The following is a 25,992-nucleotide window of genomic DNA, read 5'->3' as shown; positions in this document are numbered from 1 at the left end:
TGTCTAAAGAGCATCCGGGCCGGATTCGCCGGTGCGGATGCGGACGACCTGTTCCAGATTAAAGACGAAAACCTTGCCGTCACCGATTTTGCCGGTCTTGGCGGATTTTTCGATGGCCTCGATCACCTGGTCGACCATGTCTTCCTTGATCGCCGCCTCGATTTTGACTTTCGGCAAAAAATCGACGACGTATTCGGCGCCGCGGTACAGTTCGGTGTGGCCTTTTTGCCGTCCGAACCCTTTTACCTCGGTGACGGTGATGCCCTGTACGCCGATGGCGGAAAGCGCCTCGCGCACTTCGTCGAGCTTGAACGGCTTGATGATTGCAGTGACCAGTTTCATGTCGGCTCCTTTTCTCGCTGGTTTAGAATGTCCGCCCGGCTTGCAGCACCAGGACGCCCTTGTTCAGGTCGCGGGTGTCGCTGTTGGCGAGCGAGGCGGTGTTCTTGAAGAAAGCGTCGTTGGACGATTTCACGTAGGCGGCGGAAATGTTCCAGCCATCCTTGAAGGTCTTGGCCAGGGATAGCTTGTAGTCAGTGTAGTCCGGATTGACGCCGCCGACGGTCACGGCTTTGACATCGGTGCGGCCGACGTGGAAGCCGAGGGTGAGGTCGTCCATGAGCGGGTAGTTGACCGACACGTCATGGTACAGGGTGCCCTTGGTGTCGCTGGTGTAACCGGTACTGGTGTTGGCGCCGAAGTAGTCGGTAGTGGCATAGGACAGCTTGTAGCTGATCCACTTCCAGCTCAGGCCGGCGTTGAGTTCGAAGTTGTCGAATTTTTGGTCGGCACCTGGCGTGGCGGCCTTATTGAAGTTGGCGCCGGGGTAGTAATAGCCGTAGCCACCCACGGTCCAGCCAAAATCGTCGCTGAACTTGCCGTTGTAGCCGGCGTAGTAGTCCAGTTCGAGACTGCCGCCGGGATAGCTGTTGCTGCTCACGTTGGAGCCCCACAGGCCGGCGTACCAGCCGCCGGCATGGGCGTAGTCCACTCCGCCTTGCAGAGCCGGCTTGCCCCAGGTCTGGTCGATGCCGCGGAAGCGGTATTCGCTGACCAGGCTGATGTTGGCGGTAACGGTATAGGCCGGCGCGGGGGGCTCCGGAGGCTTTGGTAGTTCATGACCGATATGTTGCGAGGGCGTGCTGTCTTCGGCCGCGCCTGCCGACGAAGCGATCATGAAAGAAGGTAGAGCTATGGTGCCGGCAAGAACCAGTGCTTGAGAAATTTTACGCATGATATTTTCCTTTCAAGTGAAATGAGATAAGCCTCGCTGTACCCCATAGCATTTGCCGTGCCAGGATAATTATTTATTGTATATTCAATATGATATCGTTTTTTTGTGGGTTGGATATGCAGGCTTGGCACCGCTTTGAGTCAGCCTGGCGGTTAAGTGCACCAAAAAAGTGCGCGTGTTCGGGCGGTCTCATTTTGGTACACTGAAAAGATTCAAGCTTAAATAAGGGGCAATTCATGATGTTGGGCCAAAAGATGTTTGAAGAAATCAGCGGCAAGCTTGGCCAGGCGCTGGCCGATAGTCCGGCCAAGGACCTGGAAAAGAACCTGCGCGCCGTGCTGCAAGGAGTGTTCGCCAAGCTGGATCTGGTGACGCGCGAGGAATTCGACGTGCAGCAGGCTGTACTGCTCAAGACGCGCGAAAAGCTGGAGGCGCTGGAAGCCAAGGTCGCCGAGATAGAGAAAAAATCCGGCGCTAGCCAGGGGTAAGCCATGGGCCTGGCGGTCTTGTACAGCCGGGCATTGGCCGGCATGGAGGCGCCGCTGGTGACGGTCGAGGTGCACCTGTCCAACGGGCTGCCCAGTTTCAACCTGGTCGGACTGCCCGAGATCGAGGTGAAGGAGAGCAAGGACAGGGTGCGCTCCGCCCTGCTCAATGCCCAGTTCGAATTCCCCGCCCGCCGTATCACCGTCAATCTTGCGCCTGCCGACTTGCCCAAGGAAAGCGGCCGCTTCGACCTGCCGATCGCGCTCGGCATCCTGGCGGCATCAGGGCAGATTCCCTTAAATGATCTGGCGCACTACGAGTTTGCCGGCGAGCTGGCCCTGACGGGCGCACTGCGCCCGATACGCGGGGCGCTGGCGATGACCTGCAAAGCCAGCCAGGACGGGCGCGCCTTCATTCTCCCTGCCGAGAATGCCGCCGAGGCCGCTTTGGTGGAAGAAGCGAAAATTTATCCGGCCAGTTCGCTGCTCGAAGTCTGTGCCCACCTGACCGGTCGGCAGCTGCTTGCCCGATGGCAGGAAGCCCCCGCGGCAAGCCAGCGGAGCTATCCCGATTTCAGCGAGGTGAAGGGGCAGGCCCATGCCAAGCGCGCGCTCGAGATCGCCGCTGCCGGAGCACACAGCATTTTGATGGCAGGTCCGCCGGGCACTGGCAAGACCATGCTGGCGGCGCGGCTGTCCGGCATTCTGCCGGCCATGACCGAGACCCAGGCGCTGGAATCCGCGGCGCTTCAATCGCTGAACGGCGGGTTCAAAATCGAGCACTGGAAGCAGCGGCCTTTTCGTTCCCCTCATCATTCCGCTTCCGGCCCGGCGCTGGTGGGAGGCGGCGGCAACCCGCGCCCCGGCGAGATCTCCCTGGCGCACCACGGGGTGCTGTTTCTCGACGAACTGCCGGAGTTTGCGCGCCCCGTGCTGGAGGCGCTGCGCGAACCGCTCGAATCGGGACGCATCACCATTTCCCGCGCCGCCCACCAGGCTGATTTCCCGGCGCGCTTTCAACTGGTGGCCGCGATGAATCCCTGCCCCTGCGGCTATCTCGGCCACCCCGGCGGGAAATGCCGCTGCACCCCGGACCAGGTGGCGCGCTATCGTGGAAAAATCTCCGGCCCGTTGCTCGACCGCATCGACTTGCAGATTGAGGTTCCCGCCTTGCCTGAGAGCGATCTCACCTGCCACGGAGCGGGCGAGCCCAGCGCGGCCATTCAGGTTCGCGTGGAAGCCGCCTATGGCCGACAGCTGGCGCGGCAGGGCAAAGCCAATGCCCTGCTGTCCACGCAGGAGATCGATCAATTCTGCCGGCCCGACGCGGCCGGGGAAGGGTTGTTGAAGCAGGCGATTGCGCGTTTGAATCTCTCCGCCCGTGCCTATCACCGCGTGCTCAAGGTGGCGCGGACCATCGCCGATCTTGCCGGCAGCGAGGGTGTCGGCAGCGGGCACATTGCCGAGGCGATCCAGTACCGGCGCTTTGCGCAAGGATAGTCAAAAATCAGGAGTTGCAGTTATTACTTGTTGGCGTCGAGCTTGAAGTCGCCGAAGTTGGACTCTGTGTTTGCGTCAAGCGGCGAGCTTGCTGCAACGACGGATTCCATCGTGTCGCGTCTGTCGTTGTTGATCAGCCAGGACAGGTTGGTGCGGGAGTCGGCATTGGCGAGCGCCTCGTCCAGGCTGATTTTGCCCTCCTGATAGAGGGCGAACAGCGCCTGTTCGAAAGTTTGCGATCCCGCCGTGAGGCTTTGCTCCATCGCCTCCTTGATTTTGTCCGTTTCCCCGCTCTTGATCAGCTCTGCGACATAGGGCGAGTTCACCAGAATTTCCATCGCCGGCACACGCTTGCCGTTTACCCCGCGCACCAGCCGCTGGGAAATCACCGCCTTCAGGCTGATCGAGAGATCGTGCAGCAGATGGTTGCGCGCTTCGTGGGGGAACAGGTTGATGATGCGGTTCAGGGTGTGGTAGCTGTTGTTGGCGTGCAGGGTGGACAGCATCAGGTGCCCGGTTTCAGCGTAGATCATCGCCTGCTGCATGGTTTCGCGGTCGCGGATTTCGCCGATCATCAGCACGTCCGGCGCCTCGCGCACGGCGTTGAGCAGGGCCGTGGTGTAGGAGCAGGTGTCGAGTCCCACCTCGCGCTGGTTGACGATAGATTTCTTGTAAGCATGCAGGTACTCGATAGGATCCTCGATCAGCAGGATGTGCCCGGTCCTGTTGGTGTTGCGGTAATCGATCATCGACGCCAGGGTGGTGGATTTGCCCGACCCTGCCTGGCCCACCACCAGGATCAGGCCGCGTTTTTCCATCACTAGCTCTTTCAGGATCGGCGGCAGGCCGAGCGATTCGATCGAGGGAATCTGGTTGCGGACAAAGCGCGCCACCAGGGCGACATGGCTGCGCTGGTGAAAGACATTGATGCGGAACTTGCCCGTGTTTTCCACCAGGAAGCCGAAGTTCATCTCGTGCTCGGCTTCGAACGCCTTGATTTCCTCCTGGGTCATCAGTGAATAAGCGATTTTCTTGACCGTTTCCGCATCCAGGATCTGGCTGTTCAGGGGCAGGGTTTCGCCCTCGATCTTCATCAGTACCGGCGCCCCGGCAGAGATATACATGTCGGAGGCCTGCTTGTCCGCCATGAATTTGAATAGCTGAGTCAGATCCATTATTGCCCTGTCTTTTGCCAGCCGGAAATATCGAGGGCGGTTTCGAATGCCGGCTTCTCGCGTAAGAATTGCGTCAGGGCGAAGGCGGCGGTGGGTTGCATATGGATGCAGACCATCTTGACGTTAATGGCCCGGATGGTGCGCGCCAAGGCATCGAGCCAGGCATAGTAAACCGGGTCGATCAACGCCTGCTCGGAGAGGTCGTAATACAGACGCGATGCCCGAGCCTGCTGCAGGCGCGAGACGATGCCTTCGAGGAGCCGGTCCTGATCGCAGATGTTCAGGCTACGCGTCGCTTCCAGCAGGAAGTCGCCGTTGCCGATCCGGGTCAGGTGCAGACCAGGGATGGACATGCCGGGGATCAAATGGCCTTGTGGCTGACCTGGATGCCCATGCGGCGGAAGGCTTCCTTCAGCCCGTCGGACAGGCTGGCGCGGGTGGTGACGTTGCTCATGTCGATATTCAGGCTGATCAGGGCGCGGGCGATTTCCGGGCGGATGCCGGTGATGATCGCATCGGAGCCCATCAGTTGCACGGCCCGCACCATCTGGATGAGGTGGTGGGAAACCTGCGAGTCGATGTTTTTCACCCCGGTCAGGTCTATCACCACGGCATTGGCGTGTTCCTTGGCGATGCGGTTGAGCAGCGCCTCCATCACCAGCATGGTGCGGTTGGAGTCGAGCGTGCCGATGATCGGCAGGGTGAGCACGCCGTCCCAGATTTCGGTGATCGGGGTGGCGGTCTCGCGCAGCTCCGCTTCCTGAGCGTTGACGGTGCGTTCCTTTTCGTCGAGGTAGGCCTGGAATACCGCCAGGATCAGCTCGTTGAAGAGGCCGGAGAGGAATAGCAGCATGGTGCGCGCGTCCTCGACCGTGCTCCGCTTGTCGTTGCCCAGCGCCTCGATCAGGGTGCGCTGCATGAACTGGATGTAGCGCACCAGATCCTCAACCCGGCCGCCGCGCACCAGGATTTGCTTCGACAGGTTGTTGAAGTACATTTCCAGTGCATGGAACTGCGGGGAGGCATCGTCGTGCGGGTCCCTGGATTCGAGCAGGGCGACCAGGAGCTGGAGGAATTCGATGCAGAAATCGTTGATCTCGTCGTTGCCGAGCAGGTTGTTGCTGCCGCCGAAAAGGGTCTGCCCTTCTCTTTCGATGGTTTCCGAAATGCTGCCGACCTGGAGCTTGAGCAGTTCCGTCAATTTAGCGCTGGCGGTTTCTGATCTTTTCTGTTGTGCCATGATTCTCCCTCCCAATCCTTAAAATTGTTATTAATCGATGCTGGCGACGCAGAGGGACTGATCGTCCGAGATTCTGCCCATGATATTCCCCAGCGTGTAGGCAATCAACTGGGGGTGCTGGTGGAACAGGCCGGGGAAGTTGGAAACATCCCAATTCCGGCGGATGCCATCGCTGGCGGAGATCATCAGGCAGCGCTTGCCGAAGGCGAAGCTGAACTCGGCCGGGTTTTGGTGCTCCTTGCCCAGTACGCCGGGCGCGAAGGACAGGTTGTACATGTCTTCGTCATCCATGACATGGGCGTGCATGTCGCCGACACCGAGGATGTTCAGGGCCTTGCTGGCCAGGCCGAGCTCCCCGATGATTGCGACTGCGCCGCGCGTGCCCTTGAGCTGGCGGTCCACCGCAGCCAGCACCGAGGCCGGCGTGTCGCAATGGGAGAGGTGAGAGGCGAGATTGGCGGTGGCTGCCTGGGCCTGTTCGCCATGGCCCAGGCCGTCGAGATGCAGCCAGCGCAGGGTGTCGCCGGTTTTCTGCAAATAGATCCGGTCACCGTTGTAGCGATTGTCCGACAGGGAGCGGGAGAACAGGCCGATTTCCAGTGCGGCTGCACCGCCTCTGGCGGCGCTCGTGTCTTTGTCGTAATCGTTTTTCTTGCCCCCGGGGCGGAAGCGCGACAAAAAGACCGTTCCGCTCCATTTTTTTTTCGGGGCGATACTTTCCTGCTGGGTATAGACGAACGATTCGTCGCTGAGGCGGTAGATGCTGCCCAGCCCTTTACCCAGGGTGTTGGCGGAAGAGTAGCCGTCCTGCCGGGCCTGGGAAAGGCAGGAAATGCCTGGGCCGAAATCCAGTGCGAGGATGTCAAGAATCGGCCCGGGCTGCTGCCAAACCTGAAACAGGCCGCGTCCGTTGGCGTGTTTGACCTGATTGCTGACCATTTCCGAGGCGACCAGCAGCATGTTCTCCCGTTTCTGGTCGGAAAGGCCGAGGCGCTGCGCGATTGCCGACAGCCTTGAGCGCAGCAGGATGAGCGCGCTTTCGTTTTGCACCGGGCTGCTGTACAACAGCTTGCAGTCCGTAGCGCTGTCGAAAATTTTAGTCATGTCGGGGGTGACTATTTTTTGGGGCAGGGAAATTGGCAGTTGCCGCTGTCCGGCAATGCGCAGAGGTCGACCACGACCCGACCGCGCCCGGAGTTTTTCGCCTCATACAATGCATTGTCGGCGTGGTGGATAAATTCTTCCACGGTGAGACCGTCCGGGGTGCCCGGGTTGATGGTGCTGATGCCGATGCTGACTTTGTTTTCCATCAGGCGTAGTACTTGCGTTGCCTTGTCGCAGGCCTGGGGGTGGTCGGCGAATATCACCACGGCGAATTCATCCCCGCCGAAGCGGAAGGCGAAATCGACGTCCACGCGGATGGCGCTGCGCATGGCGTGGGCCATCTTGTTGAGATAGGCGTCGCCGAACTGGTGGCCGAATTCGTCATTGATTTGCTTGAAATGATCCAGGTCGAACAGCACCAGTGAAAGGGGCGCCGTCCTCTGCCGCATGGTGTGCCGGAATGCCTGGCCGAGCTTCTCATCGAAGGCGCGGCGGTTGAGGAGGCCGGTGAGCGGGTCGGTTTCGGCTTGGCGCAGGGATTCGTGCAGTTCGGTCTGGCGTTTTTCCAGGGTTTGCTGGAGCGCTTCCAGCTCCTTCTCGGTACGGGCGCGGGTTTCGTCGAGGTGGCGCGCCATTTCGGCGTTGCGCTGCAACAGGATGGCCGGGTCTGCGGATGCGGTCGAATTCTGCAGGTGGAGGCGCAATTGTGCGACAGTATCCTGCTTCGGCGGCTGGGAGAGATTCGTGATTTTCAGGTGTTCCGCGTGCTCCCCCCACTGAACCCTCAGTTGGTGACCCTGCAGAAGCAGGCAGGCTGGCAGGGGGAAGCCGGTGGCGGCGCCTGCATTGCGCAGCTTTTGCATCAAGTCGAGCGAAGCGATGGAGGCGGCAAAGGAATTGCCGCCGAGCCGGGTTACGCTTTCCAGAACAAAGCCGATAAAGTTTTGCAGATCGGGTTCGATCGCCAGGTTCTGTTTCAGTAGTTCGGCTGTTTCCAAGGGAGAGCCCCGCTTTTTTTCTGGTTTATGATGCATTATGCATTTATTCCGTAAAAATATAAACCGGATTCGGGACGTTTCCCGGGTGGACGATAAGGCCGCGCATGCATCGAAAAGCTGGGCGGAAGAAAAGCGCTCCGCATACCTGTACCGGGCCATTTCCGATGCCGAGTCGGGTAGTGTGCATTAGATACTGCGGTACGCAGAGCGATAAATGTAACTCATTGATAATCAGTGTATAGCTGTGTCGCCTAGAGGCGCCTACTTGGGATAATCCATGGCTGAAGTGCTTTTTATAAGGTTAAAGTTCCATTTTTTTTCTTGGTGCCGTCTTTCTCAGGGGCTCAAGGGGAGACGGGATGCGAGCTTGATCGCTGCGCGGGTTTCGGCAGACTCTGCACCCACAACGGTTTCATGGCTTCCTCCCCCTTTGTTATAACCATTTGACGGCAGGGATGCCTGTAACAACTGAAAAAATAGTTAATCGCCATAAAACATGAGCAAATCCTCAGAAATACAAAAAATCGTATTTCGTGCGGTAATTCGGCCATTAACCATGTGCTATGGATATTGCGCTTCAGATTTGAGTCCGAGGGTTTGTTCTGCCTCTCTTTCTGATGCTAAAGTAATTGGTTTTAGGGTTGGGAATGGTTCAGGCATCGGTCCCGGGGATATTGAGTGGGCGTCTCTGACCGCGCACCACGAGAGCGGGATCGAGATTGCCTAACACCGGGCTGATGCCGTAACTTAGGAGGAACTGGAATGTATAAGAGCATCGAGGAATTTGTCGGCAACACGCCTCTGGTGAAGCTGAAACGCCTGCCGGGCAACACCAGCAATACTGTGCTGGTCAAGCTGGAAGGCAACAATCCGGCTGGCTCGGTCAAGGACCGGCCGGCGCTGTTCATGATCAAGCGGGCGGAAGAGCGAGGCGAACTCAAGCCGGGCGACACCCTGATCGAGGCAACCAGCGGCAACACCGGCATTGCCCTGGCGATGGCGGCTGCAATGCGCGGCTACAAAATGGTGCTGGTGATGCCGGAGCACATGAGCGTGGAGCGGCGCCAGGTGATGCGCGCTTTCGGCGCGGAGCTCGTGCTGACGCCGAAGGCGGGCGGCATGGAGGCGGCGATAGACACCGCCAACCGGATGACAAGTGAAGGCAGGGGGGTGATTCTCGATCAGTTTTCCAACCCTGACAATCCGCAATCGCACTACGAAGGCACCGGCCCGGAAATCTGGCGCGATACGGAAGGGAGCATTACCCATTTTGTCAGCAGCATGGGCACCACCGGCACTGTCATGGGGTGTTCCCGATATTTCAAGGAACAGAATCCGAACATCCAGATCATCGGCGTTCAACCCAGCGAAGGATCGCAGATCCCCGGCATCCGCAAGTGGCCTGAGGCCTATGTGCCGAAAATCTGCGACTTCACGCGGGTGGATAGGATAGTCGAGGTGAGCCAGCAGGAGGCAGAGGTGATGACCAGGCGCCTGGCGGCGGAGGAAGGTATCTTTGCCGGTATCTCATCCGGCGGTGCACTGGCGGCCGCGCTGAGTATTTCCACGGAATGCGAGAATGCCGTGATCGTGTCCATCGTCTGCGATCGAGGCGACCGCTACCTGTCGACCGGGGTATTCCCGGCCTGACCCGCTCCGCGGTTCAGCACTGCTCCCACGGCAAACCGTCGAAGCGCCAGCCATTGTGGGTGCCGCGATGATGGTGATCGTCGAGCTCGCCCTCGAAGCCGTAGAGCACGTTGTAAACCTCGGTCATTCCCGACTCCAGGAGTATTTTTCCGGCTTCCGTCGAGCGATTGCCGCTGCGGCAGATCAGCACCACCGGCCTGTTCAGGCTGGCTGCCATCTTGACTTCGGCGACGAAGTTCGGGTTCAAGCCCCAGTCCGGCGTGTTATACCACGGGATGAGCACGGCGCCGACGGGGTGGCCGACGAAAAGGAATTCCATCTCGCTGCGCACGTCGATGAGTACGGCGTTAGGGTTGTCGTGCAGATATTTGTGGGCTTGCCGGGGGGTAAGGTGTTCCAAGGCGTGACCTTCGTGTGGGGCCAGGCTGGCGGCATATTTCATGTCCTCTTCCAGAATGTGGACGGTCACCCAGTCGAACAGAAAGGCCATCAGGTCATCGCCCAGATTGCCGCGTAATTTTTTGCCGTCGAATTCGGCGATACGCCGGATCAGCTCGGCGTGGGCCGCGCAGTGTTCGGCATAGTGGATATAATTTCCCTCGCGCATCAGCCGTTCTTCGAAATCGAAGTGGGTGTGGGTGTAGTCGATCAGCGCCTTGAGCGTGGCGTCGATCGTCTTTTCCGCGTGGCCTTGCATGATCTGGTCGTAGAGGTTGTTGGTCAGGGCGAACAGCTTTTTGTGCTGCTGGTCGATCTCAGGAATTTGAACGCTGTATTGGTCGTTCCAGGCAAGCAGTACCGGCATGGCAGGCTCCGAAATAATATTTGTATGGGTTCAGTATATGCACGGAACGCCTTCCTTGCCACTCCCTGCAGTGCATGGACGGAAAAGGTATAATGTCGACAGCCGATGCTTACAATGAAAGAACCTGCGCTAATGTCCGCCAACCGTACCGCCCTGCTCCACGCCCAACTCAAACAACGCATCCTGATCCTGGATGGCGCCATGGGTACCATGATCCAGACCTACAAGCTGACCGAAGCTGAATATCGCGGCGAACGCTTCGCCGGATACGGCAGTGACTTGAAGGGCAACAACGATCTGCTGGTGCTGACCCAGCCGCAGATCATCCGCGATATTCATTCGGCTTATCTGGAAGCCGGGGCGGACATACTCGAGACCAACACCTTCAACGCCACCTCCATCGCCATGGCGGACTACCGCATGGAAGGGCTGGTATACGAAATCAACCTGGCGGCGGCAAAGCTGGCGCGCGACGCGGCGGACGAATTCGAAGCGAAAAATCCGGCCAAGCCGCGCTTTGTCGCCGGCGTACTCGGACCGACCAACCGCACTGCCTCGATCTCGCCCGAGGTCAACGATCCCGGCTTCCGCAATGTCACCTTCGACCAGTTGGTGGACGCTTACACCCAGGCAATCAGCGGGCTGATCAATGGCGGCGCCGACATCCTGATGGTCGAGACGATTTTCGACACGCTCAACGCCAAGGCCGCGCTGTTTGCCATCGAGCAGTATTTCGACGCCCATCAGATCAAGCTGCCGGTGATGGTCTCCGGCACCATCACCGACCTGTCCGGACGTCTGCTGTCGGGGCAGACCGCCGAGGCCTTCTGGAACTCGGTGAGTCACGTTCAGCCGCTTTCGATCGGCCTGAATTGCGCGCTCGGCGCGAAAGATTTGCGCCAGTACGTGGAAGAGCTGTCGAATATTTCCAACACCTATGTGAGCGCCCACCCCAACGCCGGTCTGCCCAACCCTTTGTCGGAAACCGGTTACGATGAAACACCCGAGGCTATTGCGGCGGACTTGCGCGAATGGGCGGCTAGCGGTTTGCTTAACATTGTCGGCGGTTGCTGCGGCACCACGCCACCTCATATCAAGGCCATCGCCGAAGCGGTGAAAGGTTTGCCGCCGCGCGTCATTCCCGAAATCGAGAAAAAGCTGCGGCTGTCCGGTTTGGAGGCGCTCAACATCGGTGAGGACTCGCTCTTCGTCAACGTCGGCGAGCGCGCCAATGTCACCGGTTCGAAAATGTTCGCCCGCCTGGTCATCAACGGAGAATACGACAAGGCCCTGGAAGTGGCCAAGGCCCAGGTGGAAAACGGCGCCCAGATCATCGACATCAACATGGACGAGGCGATGCTGGATTCCGAGGCGGCGATGGTGAAATTTCTCAACCTGATCGCCTCCGAACCGGACATCGCCAAGGTGCCGGTGATGATCGACTCGTCGAAGTGGTCGGTGATCGAGGCCGGGCTGAAATGCGTGCAGGGAAAGTCCATCGTCAACTCCATCAGCATGAAGGAGGGCGAAGCGGAGTTTATCGAGCGGGCCAGGCTGTGCCGCCGCTACGGTGCGGCAGCGGTGGTCATGGCTTTCGACGAGCAGGGCCAGGCCGACACCCAGGCGCGCAAGATCGAGATCTGCGCCCGTTCATACAAGCTGCTCACCGAGCAGGTCGGTTTCCCGGCCGAGGACATCATTTTCGACCCGAACATTTTCGCGGTGGCCACCGGCATCGAGGAACACAACAACTACGCGGTCGATTTCATCGAGGCCACGCGCATCATCAAGCAGAACCTGCCCTACGCTAAGATTTCCGGCGGGGTGTCCAACGTGTCCTTCTCCTTCCGCGGCAACGAACCGGTGCGCGAAGCGATCCACACCGCCTTCCTCTATCACGCCATCAAGGCGGGCATGGACATGGGCATCGTCAATGCCGGCCAGCTCGGCGTCTACGAAGAAATCCCGAAAGACCTGCTGGAGCGGGTCGAGGACGTGCTGCTCAACCGCCGGCCCGACGCGACCGAACGTCTGGTGGAGTTCGCCGAATCCTTCAAGGGCGCGGCCAAGAGCCAGGTGGAAGACCTGGCCTGGCGCGAAGTGCCGGTACGCGAGCGGCTCTCCCATGCCATGGTCAGGGGCATCACCACCTACATTATCGAGGACACCGAAGAAGCCCGGCAGCAGGCGGAGCGTCCGATCCACGTGATCGAGGGTCCGCTGATGGACGGCATGAACGTGGTCGGCGACCTGTTCGGCGCCGGCAAGATGTTCCTGCCCCAGGTGGTGAAATCCGCCCGCGTGATGAAGCTGGCAGTGGCGCATCTGGTGCCGTATATCGAGGCCGAGAAGGTCGCCACCGGCCAGGCCGCCCAAGCCAAGGGCAAGATCATCATGGCCACGGTCAAGGGCGACGTCCACGACATCGGCAAGAACATCGTCGGCGTGGTACTGCAGTGCAACAACTACGACGTGGTCGATCTGGGGGTGATGGTGCCCGCTGCAAAAATCCTGCAGGCGGCGATCGATGAAAAGGCCGACATCATCGGCCTGTCCGGCCTGATCACGCCGTCGCTGGAAGAAATGTCGCACGTCGCCAAGGAAATGGAACGGCTGGGGATGAAGCTGCCGCTGCTGATCGGCGGAGCCACCACTTCGCCCGCCCACACCGCGGTGAAGATCGAACCGCACTACACTGGCCCGGTGATTTACGTGAAAGATGCCTCGCGCGCCGTCGGCGTGTGCTCCAACCTGTTGAGCGACGATCTGCGCGACGCTTATGTCCAGGGCATCGCCGATGACTATGTGGCGATCCGCGAGCGCCACCAGAATCGCTCCAACGAAACCAAGCGCCTGACCCTGGCCGATGCGCGCGCCAATGCGTTCAAGCCGGATTGGTCCGCTTACGTGCCGCCGGTGCCGACTTTTATCGGCCTCAAGGCGTTCCACGGTTACCCCTTGGCGGAGATCGCCGAGCGCATCGACTGGACGCCCTTCTTTCAGGCCTGGGAACTGCACGGGCGCTACCCGAAAATCCTCACCGACGTGGTGGTGGGCGAGGAGGCGAAAAAGCTGTTCTCCGATGCCCAGGCCATGCTGAAGCGCATCATCGAAGAAAAGTGGCTGGAAGCGCGCGCCGTGATCGGCCTCTTCCCGGCCAACAGCGTCGGCGACGACATCGAGATCTACACTGATGAAAGCCGCAGCAAGGTGGCGATGACCTACCACACCCTGAGACAGCAGGCCGTGAAATCGCCAGGCAAACCGAACCTGGCCCTGGCCGATTTTGTTGCGCCTAAAGAGTCGGGGGTGAAGGATTACCTCGGCGGTTTCGCGGTGACGGCAGGCATCGGCATTGACGCGCATGTCTCCGCATTCGAGAAAAATCTCGACGACTACAGCGCGATCATGCTCAAGGCCCTGGCCGACCGCCTCGCCGAAGCCTTTGCCGAACTGATGCACGAGCGCGTGCGGCGCGAATTCTGGGGTTATGCCAAGGACGAGACTCTCTCCAATGAAGACATGATCGCGGAGAAATACCGCGGCATCCGCCCCGCGCAAGGCTACCCTGCCTGCCCGGAGCATACCGAAAAAGGCCCGCTGTTCGAGCTGCTACAGGCGCCGGAGAGCGCCGGCATCACCATCACCGAAAGCTTCGCCATGCTGCCCACGGCGGCGGTGAGCGGCTTCTATTTCGCTCACCCTGATTCGACCTATTTCGCCCTCGGCAAAATCGGCCGTGACCAGGTGGAAGATTACGCCAGACGCAAGGGCTGGGACACGGCAACAGCGGAGAAATGGCTGGCGCCGGCGCTGGGGTATTGACCGGGAGCGGGGGGCGTTAAAGACAAAGTTTTTGTCGGTGACATGACTCCATCTCCCCTGACTCCTCTCCCACAAGCTGCATCGCGCCTTCAACACCTGGTATCGCGCGCGCCGGAACGGCTGGATGTTCCCTTCCGGCAAATAGCGCAGTTCAGAGACGGGCCTCATTGCCCCAAACCTGGTGCATGCTGAAGCGGATGTCGGCTTGATCCGTGTGCAGCGCTTCCTTGATGGTAAACGGCTCGCTGGCGGTATCTCTTCTGACGGGAATCGACAGGGATACACCGCGCGGCCCGACCAGCGCATGAACGATGGGCGTGGTGGCCCCTTCGACTTTCTGGGTGACAACCCCGATTTCACCGTTGTTCAGCCGCACCAGAGTGCCGGGCGGGTAGATGCCGAGCACCTTGATAAAGTAGGCGGCAAGCGCGGGATCGACGCTTTTTCCCCGCTCCAGAAAAATTTCGCGGAGCGCCGCACCGGGTAGCTGCGATTTGCGGTACTTCCTTTCAGAAACGCAGGCGCAATAGCGGTCGGCCAGCGCCAACACTTTGGCACCGGGCGGAATGTCCTTGCCCGCAAGGCCGGCAGGATAGCCTCCGCCGTCTTCGGTTTCATGGTGGGACATGACATACGCCAGCCAGCTGGCATCATGGACTCCTGCCGCTTCCAGCATCCTGACCCCTTCTTGCGGGTGCCGGTGTATGGATTCGATTTCCTCTCCGGACAGTGCTTCCTGTTTGCGCTGCAACTGGATCTGCTGGCGCAGCATGCCGACATTCATGGTGAGCGCGGCGGCGGTGAGGGTCACAATCTTGTCGCGTGCGATATTCATGGATTGTGCCACCAGGATGGCGACCACGGCGGTATCGAGGCTGTGCCTGACCGGATAATCGCCGGCCTGCTGGTTGAGCAGGATGCAGGCAAGCGCAATATCGGAGTTCAGTTCGGCGGCGGAAATCACCGAGGTGGCCACTTCCACCAGCCTGGCGGGAAAATCAGGCTCGCTACCCATCCCGAACAGCAAACGTTCCAGCCGCTTCTCTGCGAGATTGATCATGCGCAGAACCGAGGGCGCCTCGCGGGCCGGGGCGGCATGGATGTCGGCTTCGCGGGAGGACGCCGCAGACGTGTCGGCAAACAGGCCTAGCTTGACGAGGGCAGCCACTTGCGACTCGCTTTCGATGACCACCCCCCTTTTCAGCAAAAGCTGGCCGTGCGAATTGTATGCATTCCAGGGCAGCGGCCTGCCTAAATGGATTTCCGACATGCTGATGCGTTGCTGGGCCATGTCTGTCCTTGTGCGCGCCCGCCAAGGGCGGAATGTGAGAAGCGGAACATCATGTCAAACATGTCAAATACTAAGGCTTTTTGCGCAACAAAACCAGACTGTTAGCTTTAACTCGCGCCCCGGTTTTACGGGCAGGGCAATAAAACCGGATTCCAGTCTGGCGGTTTGCCTGAAATATGGCGACAATACACCATCAAAATTTTTGAGGGCTATCATGAGCAACACCGAATTCGAAGCGCTAAACCAACGCTACGCCATTCCCGGCCATGTGCAGTTCAAGGAAGGCCCCGGCGGCCTGGCCATAGCCGAAATCGCCAACAGCCTCGCCGAATCCACAATCACCCTGCAGGGCGCCCATGCGATGGCCTGGCAGCCGCGCGGTCAGGAGCCGGTGTTGTGGCTTTCCCGCTTCGGCAAGTTTGCGCCGGGCAAGTCGATACGCGGCGGCGTGCCGATCTGCTGGCCGTGGTTCGGCCCCCATGCCGAGGATGCCAAATTGCCCGGTCATGGCTTTGCCCGCACGGTAATGTGGGAAGTCCTGGAAACCCAGGCGCAGCCGAATGGCGCCACTTTCATCCGCTTTGGTCTGATTGAAACCGACGCTACCCGCGCCCAGTGGCCTCACCCTTCGAGCGCGCAGCTGCGGGTGACGGTCGGCACCGAGCTGAAAGTCGAACTGGTGACGCGCAACACCGGTAGTACGCCATTCCAGATCGGCGAGGCGCTCCACACCTATTTTCACATCAGCGACGTGGCCGACATGGCGATCCGCGGCCTCGAGGGTTGCGCCTTTCTGGACAAGGTGGGCGGCGGTTCCATTCGCAAGACCCAGCAGGGGCCCATCGTGATCGAGAGCGAGGTCGACCGGGTGTATCTCGACACCGAAGCCGATTGCCTGATCGAAGACCGCGGCCTCAAGCGGCAGATACGCATCGCCACGCGCGGCAGCCGTTCCACCGTGGTGTGGAATCCCTGGATCGAGAAAGCGGAGAAGATGGGCGATTTCGGCCCGGAAGGATATCGCGGCATGGTTTGCGTGGAATCCGCCAATGCCGTGGACAACGTGGTGACGGTATTGCCCGGCGCGGAGCATGTTCTGCAGGCCGTGGTCAGCGTCGAGGCGCTGGCTGGCTGAAAAAAGGCTGACGAGAGGGGGTCGGACGGCGATGATAGACAGGCAGTTGAGCTTGAACGCATGGGTCAGTTATCTCGATCAGGCGCTGTTGCCGGTATTGCGCCGCACGGTGACGGATCTCGCCGGTCTGAGGGAAAGGGAAGACGAACTCAACGGCCGGGAATTAAGCGCCGTCATCCTGCACGATCCGATCATGACGGTGAAGGTGCTGCGCTATCTGGAGTCGCACCGCGGCAGAAGCCAGATCACTGACATCACCACCATTGACCGGGCCATCATGATGATCGGCACGACCCCGTTTTTCAGGCAATTCACCGACCAGCCCCTGATCGAGGAGAGCCTGGCCGACTATCCTCAGGCCTTGGAAGGCATGATGCAGGTCATGAGCCGGGCGCGCCATGCGGCCATGTACGCGCAGGACTGGTCGGCGCTGCGCCACGACGTCGACACCGACGAAGTGGTCGTTGCCGCGCTGCTGCACGAACTGGCGGAAATGCTGCTGTGGTGCTTCACGCCCGGGCAGATGCTGGAAATCCGCGACAGGAAGCGGCGCGACCCGACATTGCGCAGCGCTGCGGCGCAGCAGGAGGTGCTGGGTTTTCGCGTGATTGAACTGCAAATTGCTCTGGCGTCGACCTGGCATTTGCCCAAGCTGTTGTTGTCGCTGATGGATGAATCCCATGCCGAGTTGCCGCGAACCCAATGTGTCGCGCTCGCGGTGGCGCTGGCCCGGCATTCCGCCAATGGCTGGTCCGACGCCGCGTTGCCCGATGATTATGCGGCGATAGGGCGCTTCCTCAAAATTTTTCCGGATGAAGTCTGGATGCGAGTTCGCCGTACGGCCTTGCAGACAGCCCAGAGCTGGGAATGGTATGGCGTTCCCCCCGCGGCGGCCTGGTTACCCATGCAGGCCGCGTTTTAGCTGGCAGTCAAAAAGCCTTTTTTAAAAAAACGGCGAATAACCACGAATGACACGAATGTTCACGAATAAACACGAATAGTTAGAGACAATCATCTTGTTGCCAAACAGGTGAATCAGGTTTGCCGCGCTAACTAACTGATTATTCGTGAACATTCGTGTTTCATTCGTGTAAATTCGTGGTTAAAGGCTTTTTCTAGGATAATAGGCGGTTAATCAATCACCCATCGCTATTCATGCATATTCACATACTCGGCATCTGCGGCACTTTCATGGGCGGCATCGCGGTGCTGGCGAAGCAGGCCGGGCACAAGGTCACCGGCTGCGACGCCGGCGTCTATCCGCCCATGAGTACGCAGCTGGAAGATCAGGGCATCGCCCTGACCGAAGGCTTCGACCCGGCGCAGGTCAAGCTAGCACCCGACATGTTCGTGATCGGCAACGTGGTGTCGCGCGGCAATCCGCTGATGGAGGAAATCCTCAACCGCGGCTTGCCCTACGTGTCCGGCCCGCAGTGGCTGGCCGAGCATGTGCTGAAGGATAAGTGGACGCTGGCGGTGGCCGGTACCCACGGCAAGACGACCACCTCGGCGATGCTGGCGTGGATCCTGGAATATGCGGGCTTGCAGCCGGGTTTCCTGATCGGCGGCGTGCCGCAGAATTTCGGCGCCTCCGCCCGGCTCACCGACTCGCCGTTTTTCGTGGTGGAAGCGGACGAGTACGACACCGCCTTCTTCGACAAGCGCTCCAAATTCGTCCACTACCACCCGCGCACCGCCGTGCTCAACAATCTCGAATTCGACCACGCCGACATCTTCCCCGACCTGGCCGCGATCGAGACCCAGTTTCACCACCTGGTGCGCACCGTGCCCGGCAACGGACTGGTCGTCGCCAACGGGCGCGAGGCAAGCCTGGACCGGGTGCTCGCGCGAGGCTGCTGGACCCCGGTGGAGCGTTTCGGCACCGCGCAGGGCTGGACGATCGGCGCTGCCGGTACAGTGGCTTTCAAGGAAGAGTTCCAGGGTACGCTGAACTGGTCGCTGCTCGGCGAGCACAACCGCATGAACGCCCTGGCAGCAATCGCCGCCGCGCGTCACGCCGGCGTACCCGCCAGTTTCGGCATCGAGGCGCTGGCAAAATTCGAGAACGTGAAGCGCCGCATGGAAGTGCGCGGCGAGGTGAACGGCATCACGGTTTACGACGACTTCGCCCACCATCCCACCGCGATCGCAACCACCGTCGCCGGCCTGCGCCACAAAGTCGGTGAAGCGCGCATCCTGGCGGTGCTGGAGCCGCGCTCCAACACCATGAAGCTGGGCGTGATGAAGGATGCGCTGCCCGGCAGCCTGAAAGACGCCGACCAGGTGTACTGCTATGGCGCCAACCTGGACTGGGATGCCGCCGCCGCGCTGGCCCCGCTGGGCGACAAGGCGCGGGCTTTCGACGACCTCGACGGCCTGGTGGCGGCCGTGACTGCCGTCGCCCGTCCCGGCGACCACGTGCTGGTGATGAGCAACGGCGGTTTCGGCGGCGTGCATGAGAAACTGCTGGCAGCTCTGGCGGCATGACAGGGAAAACCCAAGTCTTTCAATTAACCGCAAAGGACGCAAAGGTACGCGAAGGAAACGCGAGATCCTTTGTTTTCCCTTGCGTACCTTTGCGTCCTTTGCGGTAAAACAACTTAAATGAACATCCTTTACGAAGAAGACGGCGCCATCAAGGTAGCCAGCGTCATGGCCGACAACACCTCGTCGTTGCAGGTGGAAACACCCCACGGCAAGCGCTCCAAGATCAAGGCCGCCAACGTGCTGCTGCGCTTCGAGGCGCCGCCCATCGCCGGCTTCATGGAGGCGGCCGAAACGGCGGCGGCGGAACTCGATCCGATTTTCCTGTGGGAATGCTGCGGAGCCGAGGAATTCGCTTTCGCCGACCTGGGACGCGAGTACTACGGCCATGCGCCTTCCCCGGTCGAGGCGGCGGCGGTGGCGCTGAAGCTGCATGCCGCGCCGATGTATTTCTACAAGAAAGGCAAAGGCCGCTACAAGGCCGCGCCGGAGGAAAACCTCAAGGCGGCGCTGGCTTCCGAGGAGAAGAAACGCAAGCAGGCGGAGACCATTGCGGCGCATGTGGCGGAGCTGGTCGCAGGACGCCTGCCCGAAGGTTTCACCCCGCAAGTCGTGGAGTCCCTGCTGTATGCACCGGACAAGAACACGCTCGAATTCAAGGCGCTCGACAAGGCGTGCGCTGAAACCAATCTCAACCCGGTGAAGCTGCTGGACAGGTGCGGCGCGATCCCTTCCGCCCGCGACTACCATCTGAACCGCTTCCTGCGCGAACACTTCCCCGAAGGCACCGGTTTTCCCGAGATTGAGATCCCCCAACCGATGGGCGACCCCGCGCATTCCGATGCGATGGCCTTCAGCATCGACGATGCCGCCACCACCGAAATCGACGACGCCTTCTCGATCAAGCGTATGGATAACGGAAACTGGCGCATCGGCATCCATATCGCCGCGCCGGGACTGGGTTTCGCGCCGGGCGACCGCCTCGATGAAATCGCCTCGCGGCGACTGTCCACCGTATACATGCCGGGGCAGAAAATCACCATGCTGCCGGAGGCCCTGGTGGAACGCTACACCCTGGCCGCAGGCCGCCGTTGCCCCGCGCTGTCGCTGTACCTCGAAGTGACGCCGGAATTCGCCGTGGTCGGCCAGGAAAGCGCGCTGGATCACGTCGAAATCGCCGCCAACCTGCGTCACGAGGCGCTGGAGCCGGTGTTCAACGGCGTGACCGTGGTCAGCCGGGAGGGCGATTACGCCTGGAAGGACGAGCTGCTGCTGCTGTGGGATTTCACCACCAAGCTCAAGGAAGGCAGGGGCAAGGGAGAAAGCAGCCGGAATTTCCCGGACTACAATTTCGCGGTGGTGGATGATCGCGTTTCCATTACCGAGCGCCACCGCGACACCCCCATCGACCGGGTGGTGTCGGAGCTGATGATCCACACCAACGCCACCTGGGGCAAGGAGCTGGCGGAAGCCGACTATGCCGGCATCTACCGCAACCAGGAAGGCGGCAAGGTGCGCATGAGCGTGTCGCCGGGCACGCACCAGGGCTTGGGCGTGTCGCACTACATGTGGTCGAGTTCGCCGTTGCGCCGCTACGTCGACCTGGTCAACCAGCGCCAGCTTATCGCCCGGCTGGAAGGCAAGCCGGCTCCCTACGGCAACCGCGACGAGCGGCTGCTGATCGCCATGCGCGATTTCGATCTGGCCTACGAAGCCTACGGCAACATCCAGGACCAGATGGAACGCTACTGGTGTTTGCGCTGGCTGCTGCAGGAACAGGTCAGCGAAACCGGCGCGGTGGTGGTGAAGGAAAACCTGGTCAAGCTCGACCACCTGCCGCTGTTCACCCGCGTGCCATTGCTGCCCGAAGTGCCGGCAGGCAGCCGGGTGGCGATCGAGGTGTCGAAGGTGGACCTGCTCGAAGTGACGTGTCTATGCCGGTATGTCGGCCCCCTGGAGCAATGATTCTAGAAAAAACTATTGAACCGCAGAGACGCAGAGACGCAGAGACGCGGAGGAAAAACCATGAGTTATGGCGTTATGCAACTTCACCCATTTGGAGAGGCGGAAAATTACTGTAACCCATTTGTTTCTCTGCGCCTCTGCGCCTCCGCGCCTCTGCGGTTAAGCAATTATCGCCTTTAGGATGATTCGGCAGATTATTTCGGCTAAACTGGCTGCGCCTTGAACACTCCTCGCGCTTCCATTCCTCTGGGCCGCTACGCGCGGCTGAACCAGTCCGATCGCCTCGGACTGGTGCTGCTGATTTCCATCACCCTGCATTTGCTGGTGGTGTTCGGCGTGACCTTCAAGGCGCCGGAGATGAAAAAATCGGGCATTGCCACCTCCCTCGAAGTGGTGCTGGTCAACAGCAAATCCTCCTCCCGGCCGGTCAAGGCCGATGCCCTGGCGCAGGCCAATCTCGACGGCGGCGGAAACACCGATGCCGAGCGCCAGGCCAAAAGCCCGCTGCCGGTGCTGGACCGGCGCCAGCAGGAGTCGGAAGTCGCACAGAAAAAGCAGCAAGTCAGCCAGATGGAGCAGCAGGCCCGGCTCCTGATGACCCAAGTCAAAGCGACTCAACACGTCGAGCCGATTCCGGCCAAGGTTAAGCCCGCCGAAGCGCCGACAGAAAAGTCGGGCTCCGACCTGGCGATGCGCAGCCTTGAGGCCGCCCGCCTGGAAGCGCAGATTTCGCGGGACTGGGAGGCCTACCAGAAAAAGCCCAAGCGCAACTTCGTCGGCGCGCGCACCCAGGAATACCGCTTCGCACGCTACGCCGAGGATTGGCGGATCAAGGTGGAAAAAGTCGGCAACCTGAATTACCCTGAAGAAGCGAAGCGGCAAAAAATTTATGGCAGCCTGCAGCTCATCGTCAATATCAAGGCCGATGGCAGCGTCGAGCGCGTCGAGGTGAAGCGCTCCTCTGGCCACAAGGAACTGGACGAGGCGGCCATCCGTATCGTCAACCTGGCGGCGCCCTATGCGGCCTTCCCCGAAGACATTCGCAAGGACACCGATATTCTCGGCATCGTGCGCACCTGGACCTTTACCCGCGCCGACCAGTTGGACACTGCTGCAGCTTTTGCCGACTAGGGCGCTTGAGTGACATAATGAAACCATGAAAAACGTCAATCTGACCGACCATTTCCTGATCGCCATGCCCGCCATGACCGATCCCTATTTCGCCAAATCCCTCACCTATGTCTGCGAACACTCCGAGCAGGGGGCGCTGGGCGTGGTGATCAATAAGCCGATCGAGATGACCATGAAGATGCTGCTCGATCAGGTCGGCATCGAGCTCGAATCGGAACAGCATGCGGAGGAGCTGGTGCACTTCGGCGGCCCGGTGCAGATGGATCGCGGCTTCGTCCTGCACCAGCCGGTCGGAGAGTGGATGTCGACCATGGCGGTGAACGAAAGCGTCGCCCTGACGACTTCGAAAGACATACTGGAAGCGGTCGGTCGCGGACAAGGTCCATACAAGCTGCTGGTATCGCTGGGTTATGCCGGCTGGGCGGCGGGGCAACTGGAACAGGAGCTGGCGCAAAATGCCTGGCTCACCGTGCCGGCTTCGGCGGCGATCATTTTCGACCTGCCCTGGGAGCAGCGCCTGCCCGCAGCAATGCAACTGCTGGGCGTAGACCTCGCCAGCCTGGCCGATGAGGCGGGGCATGCTTGAAGCCGGTAATGAGTAATGGGAAATGAGTGACCCGGTAAAAGACGGGGTCCATCACCCATTGCCCCTCACCCCTCCCCCGCCTCAGCGCGGCACGGTGTTGGGCTTCGATTTCGGCATCAAGCGCATCGGTGTGGCGGTGGGCGAACTGGAGTTGGGGCTGGCGCATCCCTTGACGACGGTACTGGGAGAAAGCAACGACCAGCGCTTCGGCGCGATCGAGGCGCTGCTCAAGGAATGGCGGCCGGCGCTGGTGGTAGTGGGGTTGCCTGCCCACGCGGACGGCGTGGAGCACGAAATGAGCGCGCGCTGCCGGCGCTTCGCGCACCAGATGGAAGGCCGCTTCGGCCTCAAGGTGGTGCTGGTGGACGAGCGCCATAGCTCCACCGCGGCGAGCGAGGATCTGAACGAAGCCGGGGTGCGCGGCCGCAAGCAGAAGGCGGTGCTGGACCAGGTCGCAGCGCAGCGGATATTGCAGTCTTATCTGGATGGGCTATAACAGGCAATGCCTAAAAATGTAGGTTGGGTTAGCGGTTTTATCGCGTAACCCAACAAACCCAATCTTCCTTCAAACTGTGGGTTTCGCCTAGAGGCGCCTACTTTTGGTGAATGTTTTAGGTTTGTTGGGTTACGGCGCAAAAAGCCGCGCCTAACCCAACCTACATAACTTTGCACTCAGGACTATAAAATGCCATGAAGAACAATCCCCAACTCAACAAGAACGGCGAGCTGCAGCATCTGCTCACCATCGAGGGCCTGCCCGCGGCGACCTTGCGGCACATTCTCGACACCGCTTCCTCCTTCCTCAACATCCCCGAGCGCGAGGTGAAGAAGGTGCCGCTGCTGCAGGGCAAGGCGATCTTCAACCTGTTCTTCGAGCCCAGCACGCGCACCCGCACCACTTTCGAGATCGCCGCCAAGAAGCTGTCTGCCGACGTGATCAACCTCAATGTCGGCGCGTCCAGCACCAGCAAGGGCGAAACCCTGCTCGACACCGTCGACAACCTGGCGGCGATGCAGGCGGACATGTTCGTCGTGCGCCACGGCCAGTCCGGCGCGCCGCACCTGATCGCGCGCCACGTCGAGCCGCACATCCACGTCGTCAATGCCGGCGACGGGCGCCACGCCCATCCTACCCAGGGGCTGCTCGACATGTTCACCATCCGCCATTACAAGAAGGATCTGACCAGCCTGCGCGTGGCCATCGTCGGCGACATGCTGCACTCGCGCGTGGCGCGTTCGCAGATCCATGCGCTGACCACGCTGGGCGTGCCGGAAGTGCGCGTGATCGCGCCCAAGACCCTGATCCCGGCCTGTGCCGAACGCATGGGGGTGCAGATTTACCACGACATGGCGAAGGGACTGAAGGATGTCGATGTGATCATCATGCTGCGCCTGCAGAACGAGCGCATGCGCGGCGCCCTGCTGCCCTCCGCCCAGGAGTACTTCAAGTATTACGGCCTGACCGCCGAGAAGCTGGCGCTGGCGCGGCCTGACGCGATCGTCATGCATCCCGGCCCGATGAACCGCGGCGTGGAAATCGAATCCTCCGTCGCCGACGGCGTGCAGTCGGTGATCCTGTCGCAGGTGACGTTCGGCATCGCGGTGCGGATGGCGGTGATGAGCATACTGATGGGTAGCGGGGCGGGGAACAAGCAATGAAAATCCACATCAAGAACGGCAGACTGATCGACCCGAAAAACAATATCGATGCACAGCAGGACGTGTTCATCGCCGCCGGCAAAGTGGCCGCCATCGGCGCCATGCCCGAGGGCTTCAATGCCAACCGCGTGATCGACGCCACCGGCCTGGTGGTCTGTCCCGGCCTGGTCGATCTGTCGGCCCGCTTGCGCGAGCCGGGTTACGAATACAAGGCCACGCTCGAATCCGAGATGCTGGCGGCGGTGGCGGGCGGCGTCACCAGCCTGGTCTGCCCGCCCGACACCGACCCGCCGCTGGACGAGCCGGGACTGGTGGAAATGCTCAAGCACCGTGCCAAGAGCCTGAACAAGGCGCGGGTCTATCCGCTCGGCGCGCTTACCCAGAAGCTGGCCGGCGAGCGCCTGACCGAAATGGCCGAGCTCCACGACGCCGGCTGCATCGCCTTCTCCCACGCCGATGTGCCGCTCACCGACACCAATGTGCTGCTGCACGCCATGCAGTATGCCGCAACCTTCGGCTTCACCGTCTGGCTGCGTCCGCAGGACGCCTTCATCGCCCGCGACGGCGTCGCCCACGACGGCGAAGTCGCCACCCGGCTCGGACTGCCGGCGATTCCTTCCTGCGCCGAAACCATCGCCCTCGCCGGCATCCTCACCCTGGCCCGAGAAACCGGCGCTCGTGTCCACATCTGCCGCCTGTCCAGCCGCGAAGGCGTGGCCCTGATCCGCGCGGCGAAAGCGGAAGGCCTGCCGGTGACCTGCGACGTCGCCATCCACCACGCCCACCTGAGCGAAATGGACATCGGCTTCTTCGACGCCAACTGTCACCTGATTCCGCCGCTCAGAAGCCAGCGCGACCGCGATGCGCTGCGCGAGGCGCTCGCCGACGGCACGGTCGATGCCCTGTGCTCCGACCATGCCCCGGTGGACGACGATGCCAAGCTGCTGCCCTTCGCCGAAGCCGAACCCGGCGCCACCGGCCTGGAGTTGCTGCTGCCGCTGACGCTGAAATGGGCGAAGGAGATGGGGGTTTCCCTGTCCGTCGCCATCGCCAGGGTCAGCGCCGAACCGGCACGGGTTCTGGCTCTGAACAACGGTCACCTGGGTGCGGGACAGCCTGCCGATGTATGCATCTTCGATCCGGAGCAGTACTGGAAGGTGGAGCCGGGCTCGCTCAAGAGCCAGGGGCGGAATACGCCGTTTCTGGGGATGGAGTTACAGGGGAAGGTTAGATATACGTTGGTGGAGGGGCATGTGGTTTATGAGGGGTTGGCATAGCGTACCCTGCACCGCCGGGTTAGCCTGCATCTTCCGCATCTTTGTTAACCCAACTAGCTATGGTCTTTGCAAAGCCCTGATCATGGTTCATGAATAGGGCTACGATCTTGTGCACCTCTTCGACGTTCGCCTCAATAAGACTTGGGATTGAGCCCCTAATTGGTTGTGGTGACACAATGATCGAAGAGCCTTGGACACGTATGCGATCGGGCCCACTTTCGCCTTCCCGAAATCACTAGTGTCCGGTTAAAAATCGAACAGAATCATTTGGTTGCTTGGTTGTGTCGCAATAGTTCTGGTGGTATCTGGCTGCAAGGCGCATGAAATAAGGGTTTTCTCAAAAACCGAGACCGACAAAATCTGTAGCAAAGTGTAGAGCGAGGCATTGAGATGAAGCTCCTTTTTAACGATGGCGATCAGCACGTAGGTGGACACGGCGCACCAGATT

General features: G+C 60.6%; 22 protein-coding genes and 1 pseudogene. 13 read left to right on the top strand and 10 right to left on the bottom strand.

The features are described 5' to 3' along the window. Positions 1 to 3: 3 nt before the first annotated feature. Positions 4 to 342 (bottom strand): P-II family nitrogen regulator, encoded by a 339-nt coding sequence (gene glnK, locus VMV64_RS09895; protein ID WP_009206938.1) that lies wholly within the window; start codon positions 340 to 342, stop codon positions 4 to 6. A 22-nt stretch (positions 343 to 364) separates the two neighbouring features. Then, positions 365 to 1,234: a TorF family putative porin gene (locus VMV64_RS09890; RefSeq protein WP_325329796.1), complete on the bottom strand. Its 870-nt coding sequence runs from the start codon at positions 1,232 to 1,234 to the stop codon at positions 365 to 367. 236 nt (positions 1,235 to 1,470) lie between these two features. Between VMV64_RS09890 and VMV64_RS09885 the strand changes: the two genes are divergently transcribed. After that, positions 1,471 to 1,722 carry an accessory factor UbiK family protein gene (locus VMV64_RS09885; RefSeq protein ID WP_325329795.1) on the top strand — a complete coding sequence of 84 codons (252 nt, stop codon included), beginning with the start codon at positions 1,471 to 1,473 and terminating at the stop codon, positions 1,720 to 1,722. Positions 1,723 to 1,725: 3 nt separating this feature from the next. Next, positions 1,726 to 3,219 (top strand): YifB family Mg chelatase-like AAA ATPase, encoded by a 1,494-nt coding sequence (locus VMV64_RS09880; RefSeq protein ID WP_325329794.1) that lies wholly within the window; start codon positions 1,726 to 1,728, stop codon positions 3,217 to 3,219. 23 nt (positions 3,220 to 3,242) lie between these two features. Here the strand turns inward: VMV64_RS09880 and VMV64_RS09875 are convergent, their stop codons facing one another. Genes VMV64_RS09875 through VMV64_RS09855 form a run of 5 tightly spaced genes read right to left on the bottom strand, consistent with a single transcriptional unit; the run spans position 3,243 to position 7,736 of the window. Then, positions 3,243 to 4,394, bottom strand: a complete 1,152-nt coding sequence (locus tag VMV64_RS09875) for a PilT/PilU family type 4a pilus ATPase (protein WP_325329793.1) — start codon at positions 4,392 to 4,394, stop codon at positions 3,243 to 3,245. Then, positions 4,394 to 4,747: a hypothetical protein gene (locus VMV64_RS09870; RefSeq protein WP_325329792.1), complete on the bottom strand. Its 354-nt coding sequence runs from the start codon at positions 4,745 to 4,747 to the stop codon at positions 4,394 to 4,396. The genes VMV64_RS09875 and VMV64_RS09870 overlap by 1 nt, the downstream gene beginning before the upstream one ends. 8 nt (positions 4,748 to 4,755) lie before the next feature. Next, the gene (locus VMV64_RS09865; RefSeq protein WP_325329791.1) at positions 4,756 to 5,634 is read right to left on the bottom strand and encodes an STAS domain-containing protein; all 879 of its coding nucleotides are present in this window, start codon (positions 5,632 to 5,634) and stop codon (positions 4,756 to 4,758) included. Between the two features lie 30 nt (positions 5,635 to 5,664). Next, entirely contained in the window at positions 5,665 to 6,738 is a 1,074-nt protein-coding gene (locus VMV64_RS09860; RefSeq protein WP_325329790.1) for an ATP-binding protein, read from the bottom strand. Positions 6,739 to 6,749: 11 nt separating this feature from the next. Beyond that, positions 6,750 to 7,736 carry a GGDEF domain-containing protein gene (locus tag VMV64_RS09855; protein ID WP_325329789.1) on the bottom strand — a complete coding sequence of 329 codons (987 nt, stop codon included), beginning with the start codon at positions 7,734 to 7,736 and terminating at the stop codon, positions 6,750 to 6,752. 762 nt (positions 7,737 to 8,498) lie between these two features. On the opposite strand from VMV64_RS09855, the gene cysM reads away from it, so the two are divergent. After that, a complete protein-coding gene (gene cysM, locus VMV64_RS09850; RefSeq protein ID WP_325329788.1) occupies positions 8,499 to 9,386 on the top strand; it encodes a cysteine synthase CysM in 888 nt (295 codons plus the stop codon). A 13-nt stretch (positions 9,387 to 9,399) separates the two neighbouring features. On the opposite strand, the gene VMV64_RS09845 is transcribed toward cysM, so the two are convergent. Then, positions 9,400 to 10,191, bottom strand: a complete 792-nt coding sequence (locus tag VMV64_RS09845) for a bacteriohemerythrin (protein WP_325329787.1) — start codon at positions 10,189 to 10,191, stop codon at positions 9,400 to 9,402. Between the two features lie 132 nt (positions 10,192 to 10,323). Here VMV64_RS09845 and metH point away from each other — a divergent pair, with 132 nt between their 5' ends. Beyond that, a complete protein-coding gene (gene metH, locus VMV64_RS09840; RefSeq protein WP_325329786.1) occupies positions 10,324 to 14,016 on the top strand; it encodes a methionine synthase in 3,693 nt (1,230 codons plus the stop codon). Between the two features lie 151 nt (positions 14,017 to 14,167). On the opposite strand, the gene VMV64_RS09835 is transcribed toward metH, so the two are convergent. Beyond that, entirely contained in the window at positions 14,168 to 15,307 is a 1,140-nt protein-coding gene (locus VMV64_RS09835) for an HD-GYP domain-containing protein (protein ID WP_325329785.1), read from the bottom strand. 214 nt (positions 15,308 to 15,521) lie between these two features. Here VMV64_RS09835 and VMV64_RS09830 point away from each other — a divergent pair, with 214 nt between their 5' ends. From VMV64_RS09830 to VMV64_RS09790, 9 genes are all read left to right on the top strand, one after another. Then, the gene (locus VMV64_RS09830; RefSeq protein ID WP_325329784.1) at positions 15,522 to 16,442 is read left to right on the top strand and encodes a D-hexose-6-phosphate mutarotase; all 921 of its coding nucleotides are present in this window, start codon (positions 15,522 to 15,524) and stop codon (positions 16,440 to 16,442) included. A gap of 52 nt (positions 16,443 to 16,494) precedes the next feature. Next, the gene (locus tag VMV64_RS09825; protein ID WP_325329783.1) at positions 16,495 to 17,364 is read left to right on the top strand and encodes an HDOD domain-containing protein; all 870 of its coding nucleotides are present in this window, start codon (positions 16,495 to 16,497) and stop codon (positions 17,362 to 17,364) included. Between the two features lie 233 nt (positions 17,365 to 17,597). Beyond that, positions 17,598 to 18,929, top strand: coding sequence for a UDP-N-acetylmuramate:L-alanyl-gamma-D-glutamyl-meso-diaminopimelate ligase (gene mpl, locus VMV64_RS09820; RefSeq protein ID WP_325329782.1), 1,332 nt, complete (start codon positions 17,598 to 17,600; stop codon positions 18,927 to 18,929). Between the two features lie 117 nt (positions 18,930 to 19,046). After that, positions 19,047 to 20,891 (top strand): ribonuclease catalytic domain-containing protein, encoded by a 1,845-nt coding sequence (locus VMV64_RS09815; protein ID WP_325329781.1) that lies wholly within the window; start codon positions 19,047 to 19,049, stop codon positions 20,889 to 20,891. Between the two features lie 219 nt (positions 20,892 to 21,110). After that, on the top strand, positions 21,111 to 22,022 hold the full coding sequence (locus tag VMV64_RS09810) for a TonB family protein (protein ID WP_325329780.1): 912 nt from the start codon (positions 21,111 to 21,113) through the stop codon (positions 22,020 to 22,022). A 25-nt stretch (positions 22,023 to 22,047) separates the two neighbouring features. Then, entirely contained in the window at positions 22,048 to 22,608 is a 561-nt protein-coding gene (locus VMV64_RS09805; protein ID WP_325329779.1) for a YqgE/AlgH family protein, read from the top strand. Between the two features lie 22 nt (positions 22,609 to 22,630). Then, positions 22,631 to 23,104: a Holliday junction resolvase RuvX gene (gene ruvX, locus VMV64_RS09800; protein ID WP_325329778.1), complete on the top strand. Its 474-nt coding sequence runs from the start codon at positions 22,631 to 22,633 to the stop codon at positions 23,102 to 23,104. A gap of 194 nt (positions 23,105 to 23,298) precedes the next feature. Beyond that, a complete protein-coding gene (locus tag VMV64_RS09795; RefSeq protein WP_325329777.1) occupies positions 23,299 to 24,267 on the top strand; it encodes an aspartate carbamoyltransferase catalytic subunit in 969 nt (322 codons plus the stop codon). After that, the gene (locus VMV64_RS09790; protein WP_325329776.1) at positions 24,264 to 25,544 is read left to right on the top strand and encodes a dihydroorotase; all 1,281 of its coding nucleotides are present in this window, start codon (positions 24,264 to 24,266) and stop codon (positions 25,542 to 25,544) included. Before VMV64_RS09795 ends, VMV64_RS09790 begins: the two co-directional genes overlap by 4 nt. Positions 25,545 to 25,790: 246 nt before the next feature. Here VMV64_RS09790 and VMV64_RS09785 read toward each other — a convergent pair. Continuing rightward, a pseudogene (locus tag VMV64_RS09785) lies at positions 25,791 to 25,992 on the bottom strand (IS4 family transposase); the annotation flags it as partial.

Origin of the sequence: Sulfuricella sp., assembly GCF_035531155.1 — a bacterium.
GTDB lineage: Bacteria > Pseudomonadota > Gammaproteobacteria > Burkholderiales > Sulfuricellaceae > Sulfuricella.
This window is presented reverse-complemented; position numbering and strand designations above follow the sequence as displayed.